The sequence below is a fragment of the Planktothrix sp. FACHB-1355 genome, assembly GCF_014748295.1.
Taxonomy (GTDB): Bacteria; Cyanobacteriota; Cyanobacteriia; order Cyanobacteriales; family Aerosakkonemataceae; genus Aerosakkonema; species Aerosakkonema funiforme_A.
The window spans coordinates 1-4,606 of sequence record NZ_JACJUP010000509.1 but is presented as its reverse complement, the minus strand read 5'-3'; the positions used below and the strand labels follow the sequence as shown (position 1 = coordinate 4,606).

4 protein-coding genes are annotated in these 4,606 nt (G+C 43.2%); all 4 read left to right on the top strand.

The window, feature by feature from the left end:
- Positions 1-581: glycosyltransferase family 2 protein (locus H6S82_RS19495; RefSeq protein WP_191056584.1), on the top strand; the 581-nt coding region annotated here is incomplete at its 5' end.
- A 110-nt stretch (positions 582-691) separates the two neighbouring features.
- Positions 692-1,759 (top strand): site-specific DNA-methyltransferase, encoded by a 1,068-nt coding sequence (locus H6S82_RS19490; RefSeq protein ID WP_242057025.1) that lies wholly within the window; start codon positions 692-694, stop codon positions 1,757-1,759.
- Positions 1,756-2,643, top strand: a complete 888-nt coding sequence (locus H6S82_RS19485) for a NotI family restriction endonuclease (protein ID WP_190467100.1) — start codon at positions 1,756-1,758, stop codon at positions 2,641-2,643. The genes H6S82_RS19490 and H6S82_RS19485 overlap by 4 nt, the downstream gene beginning before the upstream one ends.
- Positions 2,644-2,729: 86 nt before the next feature.
- Complete coding sequence (locus tag H6S82_RS19480) at positions 2,730-4,442, top strand: D-aminoacylase (protein ID WP_190467097.1); 1,713 nt, start codon at positions 2,730-2,732, stop codon at positions 4,440-4,442.
- Positions 4,443-4,606: the final 164 nt, after the last annotated feature.

The window sequence follows — 4,606 nt, the reverse complement described above, 5'->3', positions numbered from 1 at the left end:
GAATGTTAGTGCGTCGGGAACTACTAGAAAAATGTAACGGTTGGAACGAGGACACAGGCACAGAGGATCTGGATCTTACCTTTAAACTTTACCTGGCAGGCGCTGAACTTGCTTTTGTCACGAATCCAGCCATTCAGGAAGAAGGCGTAACTACTTGGAGAAATCTTTGGCGTCAACATTGCCGTTGGGCAGAAGGTGGCTATCAGCGTTATCTGGATTATTTCCCCCAAATCCTGACACTAGGTTGGGCGAAAGAAATTGATTTACTATTGTTTTATCTATTGCAATTTCTGCTCCCGATTGGGCTTATTCCTGACTTGATCTGGACAATATTTTACAGCCATTACCCGATTTTATTGCCACTGCAAACACTACTCAGCATCATTCTGACAGTAGGTTTTATGGCTGGCGTTTACCAATTTCAAGGTATACGAGGATGGTCTTTGCTTTGGGCAACAATTCAAGGCTCTCTCTACATGATACATTGGATTCCAGTGATGATTGTGACGACATTAAGTTTGTGCGTGAAACGAGAGCGATCGCCGTGGATAAAAACCGAACATTACGGTCGAACTGGTTAGGTGCCCTATAGTTACATAATTACGTAGTAAGTTCTTTAAGTAATAAACGTTTGCACCAAAAAATACCCGAATTCAAGTATAGTGGTATGATGAAATGTTCAGGTGTAGCCATGACCGAGGAGAACGAACCTTTAAAAGCCTTGGGTGCGGTCAAAGATTATCTAACCTCATCAGATCGTATACCACTGTTTTTACAGGGTGACACTTATGGGCTTTTAAAACTCTTTCCTTCTGATAGCATTGATTGTGTAATAACATCTCCGCCTTATTGGGGTCAAAGAGCTTACATTAATGGAGGAATTGGGCTTGAGGGTAAATGGGAAGACTATATTAATACTTTGCTTGCAATTTTTTCCGAACTTAAACGCATTCTTAAACCTACAGGCTCTTTTTGGCTAAATATCGGAGATGCGTATCAGCGTAAATCTCTAATTGGTATACCTTGGCGAGTTGCACTTGCAATGACCGATAGACAGGGTTGGCTTCTTCGCAACAATGTTATTTGGAATAAAGTAAAAGGCTCACCCGACAATGCGAAAGACAAGCTGCGAAACATATATGAACCTGTCTTCCATTTTGTCAAAACAAATCGCTACTTTTATGATGTTGATGCAATCCGCTCAAAGCCCAGACAAGCCAAAGTTGTGAATGGTTCCGTAGTTTCTGCGACGGGTGTTTCTGGTATACGCTATCGCCGACAAATTGAATTATCTACAGCACTTAACGAGTCCGAACGTACCAACGCACTAAAAGCTCTTAATGAAGTCTTAGAAGAAGTCCGCGTCGGTAAAATCTCTGATTTTCGCATGATTATTCGCGGTCAGCAACGAACCACGCATTCTGATTCGGCAAGAGTTTCTGGACGAGCCCGTGAACTCGCCGAACGCGGTTTCTACTTTCTCAGATATCACCCTAACGGCAGTAAACCCGGTGATGTTTGGGACATTATTCCGGAGGATACTCAAAAGCGAACACTGCACTTTGCACCGTACCCAGAAGATCTCTGTAAAATTCCAATTCTGGCAACCTGTCCAAAAGATGGCGTTGTCCTAGATCCATTTATGGGTACAGGTACAACAAACCTTGTTGCATTTCAACTAGAACGTAGATCGATTGGAATTGATATCTCAGATGAATACATTGCTGTTGCTCGTGAAAGGTGTGGACTGCTTCTATGACTAAAGTTACTGAATTGTACGGACATCCTACTAACCAATCACTTTCTTGGAGTGAGATTGTATCTGGTCAAACCTGTCCATTTTTAGCTCGCAAATGCCTCAAAAATCGGAAAAGTGAGCCTGATATTACTATTGGCACCTGCTCCGTCTCTTATGGGAGAGAATCGCGAAACATCATCATTTGCCCCTTTCGACTTCTTGAACGCAGCCAAATCTTTATTGATTGTCTTCATTTATTGACACTACATCAACCCGGTAATGAACTTCGGATTGTTCCTGAAATTTCAGTGCCTGGAGGTAGCATTGATTACTGCCTTGCATCTGTACGTTTGGGAAAAGTTATTGATTTTATTGGCATAGAATTGCAAACGCTCGACACCACTGGTACAGTCTGGCCTGAACGACAACGCTTTCTTCAAAATCATGGTTTGCCCGTAAGAGATGTAGATGTTGCATCGGCAAAAGGCTTTGGTATGAACTGGAAAATGACTGCGAAGACAATCTTGATGCAACTCCACCATAAAATTCACACATTTGAACATCTCAGCAAACATCTTGTTCTAGTAGTTCAAGATTGCCTTATTGATTACATGAAACGGGAATTCTCCTTTGAGCATATTCAAGCTCCCCGTCTCGGAGACCCCATGCACTTTCACTCTTACGAACTGCTTTCCCAAACTTCAGGCTATCGCATTCAACTTACTGAACGGTGGAGTACCGACGCAAATGGTATTGCACAGTGTCTTGGTTTACAAACCAGCCCAAGAGTGGAACTTGAGGCAATGTTGAGACAAATTGAGGAGAAACTACCACAAAGTACTTTGCTGTCTGTAGGACTACCCCTACCAGTTTCTACACATGAGGATGTTGCTGATGATAGCTAAAAATTACCAAACAGAAATAATTTGCTGAGTAGAATGCGATCGCTCCAGGGTTAATTACAGGTAACAAGCAAACATAACAAAGAATTATGTTAGATTTGCTGATAAAAAACGGGTTAATTTTCGATGGTTTGGGCTCTGCGCCAGTGCGGGGAGATATTGGTATTCAGGATGGTAAGATTGTGGCGATCGCTCCCTCATTATCTCCTAATTCCCATCAAGTTGTAGATGCTTCCGGTTTGTGGGTGACGCCGGGATTTATCGATATTCACACTCACTATGATTTAGAGTTAGAAATTGCACCGGGATTGAGCGAATCGGTGCGTCATGGCGTTACCAGCGTTGTCATTGGTAATTGCAGCTTGTCTGTTGCGATTGGTGCGCCGCAAATGCTAGCAGATATTTTTCAGAGAGTCGAAACACTTTCTCATCAACTGATTGCCAAATGGTTGAAACAGTCTGTTTCTTGGCAGACACCCGCAGAATATTTAGAACATTTACAACAATTACCCCTTGGTGCCAATGTTGCGCCACTATTTGGGCATAGTGCCTTACGCGCTCATGTGATGGGATTGGAACGCAGCTTAACCGTTCAACCAACAGAATCCGAGCTAAAAACGATGCAGCAAATGGCGGCAGATGCTTTAGAGGCGGGATTTGTTGGGATTTCAATTGATATGTTTCCTTGGCATAGAATGAGTGGAGAATGGCGCGGCTGCACAATTCCATCTCAACACGCGAAATTGAAAGAATATGCTATGCTAGCCGATCTCTGTCGGGAACAAGATTTAGTCTTTCAAGTTACGCCGAATTTGCAGCGACTTGCTTCGTTTCTCGATATTATGCGGATGGGATCTGGAATTGGGCAAAAACCATTAAGATTGACTGTTTTATCGGCGCTGGATGCCGTACACGATCGCAAACTGTGGCGATTATTTTCTCCCCTTTTATTCATCTGGAATCGCATTCTCAAAGGTAATGTTCGCTTTCAAACGCTGACCGAACCGTTTACAATTTATTCTGATGGTTCCGTCACTCCTTTATTTGAAGAATTTCCGACAGGCGCACAACTGAATAGCTGCAATTCGCGACAAGAACGGCAAAAATTATGGGAGTCGGAAACTTTTCGCCGCCAATTTCGCCAAGAATGGCTAAATAATTGGCGTAAATCATTCCACCGTCAGTTAGATTTAATGGAAATTGTGCGCTGTCCGGAAACGAGTTGGCAAGGGTTAAGTTTTGCTGAAATTGCCGCTCAAAAACAACAAGAACCTGTAGATTTTTTTATGGAAGTTTTGCAAAAGTACGACACAGATTTGCGTTGGGTGGCGACGGGAGCGAACGATCGCTTAAAACCGCGTTTGGCGCTGATGCAACACCCCTATATTTTGCCCGGTTTTACGGATGCTGGCGCTCATGTGCGTAATCTGGGTTACTATGATGGAGCCTTATCTTTGCTCAAGCAAGCGGTGGTGACGAAGTTCCTCGCACCGGAAATGGCGATCGCTCGCGTTACGGGAGAAGCCGCCCGTTGGTTTCGCCTCGATACGGGAGTTATTAAAATAGGTGCTAAAGCCGATCTCGTTTTACTCGATCCCAAGGCTTTAAATCAACCCATCAGTCCGCAAGTGGAAATCTCAGATCCGATTCTGGATGGCGAACCTCGGATGGTCAAACGCGGTTCGGATGATATTATAGAAGCTGTTTATATTAATGGGATTCAGGTTATCGATAAAGGTAAAGTTTGCGATCGCTTAGGTAGAGAACGTCTGGGAACCGTCTTATCTCCGTGCGTTTTATGAAGAAATTTTATGACTGAAAGCAATGCTAATCTTCGACAAAAATTGAGAAATCGGATAGACGATCGCACTTTGGCTCATCCATTTACAGATTACTGGGATATTTTTGTTCTCAAACACCAGCACCCAATTAATGTCGCTCTACATATTGTGGGAATATTCATTTT

Coding starts and splice junctions, on each gene's coding strand:
- H6S82_RS19490 (WP_242057025.1), top strand. CDS start 692: ATGACCGAGGAGAACGAACCTTTAAAAGCCTTGGGTGCGGTCAAAGAT.
- H6S82_RS19485 (WP_190467100.1), top strand. CDS start 1,756: ATGACTAAAGTTACTGAATTGTACGGACATCCTACTAACCAATCACTT.
- H6S82_RS19480 (WP_190467097.1), top strand. CDS start 2,730: ATGTTAGATTTGCTGATAAAAAACGGGTTAATTTTCGATGGTTTGGGC.